This window comes from Chamaesiphon sp. VAR_69_metabat_338 (genome assembly GCF_031423935.1).
In the GTDB taxonomy this organism is placed as follows: domain Bacteria; phylum Cyanobacteriota; class Cyanobacteriia; order Cyanobacteriales; family Chamaesiphonaceae; genus Chamaesiphon.
This window is the reverse complement of the sequence record NZ_JANPGM010000716.1, coordinates 1-3,543: the sequence shown is the minus strand read 5'-3', so window position 1 is coordinate 3,543 and position 3,543 is coordinate 1. Positions and strand designations below refer to the sequence as shown.

General features: G+C 49.7%; 5 protein-coding genes and 1 other RNA gene. 5 read left to right on the top strand and 1 reads right to left on the bottom strand.

Annotated elements, in window-relative coordinates; genetic code table 11:
• Nucleotides 1-325: 325 nt before the first annotated feature.
• Nucleotides 326-794, bottom strand: an RNA gene (rnpB, locus tag RMO84_RS20060) — RNase P RNA component class A.
• A gap of 250 nt (nucleotides 795-1,044) precedes the next feature.
• Between rnpB and RMO84_RS20055 the strand changes: the two genes are divergently transcribed.
• The 5 genes from RMO84_RS20055 to RMO84_RS20035 all read left to right on the top strand — a co-directional run bounded on the left by RMO84_RS20055 (nucleotide 1,045) and on the right by RMO84_RS20035 (nucleotide 3,491).
• Entirely contained in the window at nucleotides 1,045-1,287 is a 243-nt protein-coding gene (locus RMO84_RS20055) for a TM2 domain-containing protein (RefSeq protein ID WP_310490206.1), read from the top strand.
• 7 nt (nucleotides 1,288-1,294) lie between these two features.
• Complete coding sequence (locus tag RMO84_RS20050) at nucleotides 1,295-1,711, top strand: DUF2752 domain-containing protein (protein ID WP_310490205.1); 417 nt, start codon at nucleotides 1,295-1,297, stop codon at nucleotides 1,709-1,711.
• Nucleotides 1,712-1,719: 8 nt separating this feature from the next.
• Nucleotides 1,720-1,893: a hypothetical protein gene (locus RMO84_RS20045; protein ID WP_310490204.1), complete on the top strand. Its 174-nt coding sequence runs from the start codon at nucleotides 1,720-1,722 to the stop codon at nucleotides 1,891-1,893.
• A 230-nt stretch (nucleotides 1,894-2,123) separates the two neighbouring features.
• Complete coding sequence (locus RMO84_RS20040; protein ID WP_310490203.1) at nucleotides 2,124-2,738, top strand: sulfite oxidase-like oxidoreductase; 615 nt, start codon at nucleotides 2,124-2,126, stop codon at nucleotides 2,736-2,738.
• Nucleotides 2,739-2,753: 15 nt separating this feature from the next.
• The gene (locus RMO84_RS20035; protein ID WP_310490202.1) at nucleotides 2,754-3,491 is read left to right on the top strand and encodes a ferredoxin reductase; all 738 of its coding nucleotides are present in this window, start codon (nucleotides 2,754-2,756) and stop codon (nucleotides 3,489-3,491) included.
• Nucleotides 3,492-3,543: the final 52 nt, after the last annotated feature.

Below are 3,543 nucleotides of genomic sequence, written 5' to 3'. Positions count from 1 at the left end.
CGTTAGTAGTCAGAACGATCGGGACTAGTCAGGGAGAAGTTTCGGCTCTCGAGCCGTGTATCGATATTCTAGAGTATGGTAACTTTTTAAACTTTTATTAAATGAGTGTGAGAGTTACGCAAAATCGTACGCGAATTCAATGCTCTTCAATAAAATTTGGCCGGATTAGATATATATAACAGGAATAGATAATAGAGATAAAGCTGCGGCTGTCCCGCATTCTCTGTCCCGCATCTACTGTCAGTCCATGGGCATAGAGGGATAGGGGAGGGTCCATTCATAGAGGGATAGGGGTGTCCCGCCCATACAAATGAGTCAAGACAAGAGAGGGAGTCGGAACGTAAGCCGGGTTCTGTTATCTCTTGCGAGACGGCGGTTATCTATCTGGGTAGTTTGTTACCAAGTACCTCAAGCGGATCGTAACGGAACAGGGAAAAGACCAACCATCGTTCCTGCCTTGCTTCCAACCGGGGTTTACCGAGCCAGTACCTCTCGATACTGCTGGTGCGCTCTTACCGCACCTTTGCACCCTTACTGCTAGGGGTTAGGTGATAGGGACTAGGGGTTAGGGATATTTCTTCCCTATTCCCTATCCCCGTCTTGATTCGCTAAACCGTCGGGGAACCCGACGAGCGCGAATCGCTATTCCCTATTCCCTATTTGCAGCGGTATTTTTCTGTGGCACTATCCTCACGATCGCTCGCACTGGGCATTACCCAGCAAGTTTGGTCTTTCGGAAGCCCGGACTTTCCTCGAAATTCGACTAGCGAACTCGCAACCACCTCACCTACTCTCTCTCAATTACCCATTGTACATGGCGATCGAGTGTTTTATCGCCCTGAATCGCGGCGCGCTGACGATCTGAGAAATTTGTACCAGTCGAGATCGGCTGCGATGAATTTCGATCGTTACCAATCTGTGTGTGCGAGTAGTATATGTAACTGGTAATTTCGATCGTCCGCTGGGGCATACTGGCTTCTAGATGGTAAGATTTGTCGATCGATCTAATAAATTTTAGGAGCTGGGTTATGCAAGACGGAGCTGATGCAAGTAAAAAAAACGACAGCAGGGATTTGTGGGATTTTAATTGGTTCGCTGGGCATTCATAAATTCGTGCTCGGTTATAACACCGAAGGTGCGATTATGCTCGCAGTTAGTTTGCTTACTTGTGGCATCGCTAGCCCGATTATGGGCATTATCGGACTAATTGAAGGGATTACTTATCTCACCAAAACCGATCGCGAGTTCATCGATACTTATATAAGTGCTAAAAAAGGCTGGTTCTAACTCTGTGGTGAGATTATCTCGCGCAGCAAGGCTCGGACGTTATTACGGTTTAGGCATTTGTGCTACGCCGCTAATTGCTGCTTGTTTTTATGCAGCGGGATATCGAATTAATGCGATTTTTTGTCCGCTGCGACATTGGCTAGGATTTATTTGTCCCAGTTGTGGCATGACTCGATCGTTTGTCGCGATCGTCCGTGGCAATTGGCGACAAGCGATCGATTATCATTTGTTTGGGCCGTTATTATTTGGCTATTTTGGATTGATTTTTGCTCATTGGATTTGGGAGCTAAAATCTGGTTGTCATCACCAAGTTTTTTATATCAGGTGGCTGGCTCATCGGCGCAGTCAGATGGCGATCGCGATCGCTTTTTTTAGTTACTATCTGCTCCGCCTCAATTCCATTATTGTGACTACAGCTCTTTAGGAAATCGCATGGCAAAATTCAAGCCCAAATTGTTATTACTATTGCTGCCTGCGACTGCGAGCATGGGCTATTTCACTTTAGTATCGGGATCGGATGCCAATATTTTATCCAAAGAAATGATGATTATGGTGCCGCTCCAAGTCTTGGCTTTTGTCTACGTTTGGTATGTCAACCGTAAGTAGCCAATCAAAATTTCCCGATCGTTATTTCGCTCTTAACAAAACCGACTTCTCTAAGAAGTCGGTTTTATGCATTACTTAAGATTGTCAAAATACAAAAGATCTGTAGGTTGGGTTGAAGAATGAAACCCAACAACCCCAACTCTCCCAGAGAATCGAGCTAACATAAAAGTGGATACCAAAGAATTACAGGCAATGCGCCGATTACGTGTATTCTCCTATTTCCCACACTTATGGCAGAATTTATCAACCGAGGATTTGGACGCAAACGGGAATCCACGCGCAGCGAACGCATTCCCCCCGGACAATACGAAACTTCCGACTTTCCGGTACTGAGTGCAGGCCCCACGCCCCGCATTCCGCTCTCGGACTGGACTTTTGAACTGAGTGGATCGATCGAGTCTCCCGTGCAATGGACGTGGGAGCAGTTTAATGCGTTGCCGCAGCAATCTTTCAAACATGATATTCACTGCGTGACCAAGTGGTCGAAACTGGATACGAACTGGGAAGGTGTCAGCATCGACACGCTGCTAGATAGCGTCACACTTAAGCCCGAAGCCCAGTATGTAATGGCTTATTCCTACGGCAATTACACGACTAACCTGCCGTTAGCAGACCTGCGGAACGGCCAAGCCTTCGTCGGCACGCGCTTCGAGGGGCAGCCATTAGCCCCCGAACATGGCGGCCCCGCGCGACTGGTGGTGCCGCACCTGTATTTTTGGAAAAGTGCGAAGTGGATTCGCGGTTTTCGCTTTATGGCTGCCGACGAGCCGGGATTCTGGGAAGAAAATGGCTATAGTATGTACGGCGACCCGTGGCAGGAACAACGCTATCGATCGGATGATTGAGTCCCTCCCAACCTCATGGAAAAGTTTCAGTGGCAGATTGCCCGTGTCAAAAAGATCGTCAAAGAGACGCCCAGCGTCAAGACATTTATACTGCAACTGCCCCAGTGGCAGCCGCATCTAGCCGGACAACACTACGATATCCGGCTGACGGCTGAAGATGGCTACCAAGCGCAGCGCAGCTATTCGATCGCCTCTCCGCCAGAACAAATTGGCGAAATCGCCTTGACGGTGGAGTTAATTGAGGATGGGGAAGTATCGGCTTATCTGCACGCCGGTGTGGCCGTCGGCGACCCGCTGGAAGTACGCGGCCCTATCGGCGGGTATTTCGTATGGGGGCAGGATCTGGTAAATCTCCCGCTGCTGCTCGTGGCTGGGGGTTCGGGCATCGTCCCGCTGATGGCAATGCTGCGGCACAGAGCCGCCATTGGAGCGACCAATCCCACAGCCTTGCTATTTAGCGTGCGGACGTCAGCAGAGGCGATTTATCGTCAGGAATTGGAGCAACTAGCCCAATCGCAACTCAATCCCTTCGACCTACACTTTACGTTCACGCGGCAACCACCGCCCGACTGGACGGGATATCGGCGGCGCATCGACACAGCAATGCTGACTGATGTCTTAAACCACTTTACAGTGCCACCGCAGTGCTTTGTGTGCGGGCCGAGTCAACTGGTGGAGCAGGTTGCAAACACTCTAGTCGATCTCGGTCTGCCAGCGGAGACGATTCGCACAGAGCGGTTTGGTGCGACCTAATCCGATCGCGTTCGCGGTCTTGACGACTTACACCACTTCCCCGCAATTGTGA

Coding starts and splice junctions, on each gene's coding strand:
- RMO84_RS20045 (WP_310490204.1), top strand. CDS start 1,720: ATGGCAAAATTCAAGCCCAAATTGTTATTACTATTGCTGCCTGCGACT.
- RMO84_RS20035 (WP_310490202.1), top strand. CDS start 2,754: ATGGAAAAGTTTCAGTGGCAGATTGCCCGTGTCAAAAAGATCGTCAAA.
- RMO84_RS20055 (WP_310490206.1), top strand. CDS start 1,045: ATGCAAGTAAAAAAAACGACAGCAGGGATTTGTGGGATTTTAATTGGT.
- RMO84_RS20040 (WP_310490203.1), top strand. CDS start 2,124: ATGGCAGAATTTATCAACCGAGGATTTGGACGCAAACGGGAATCCACG.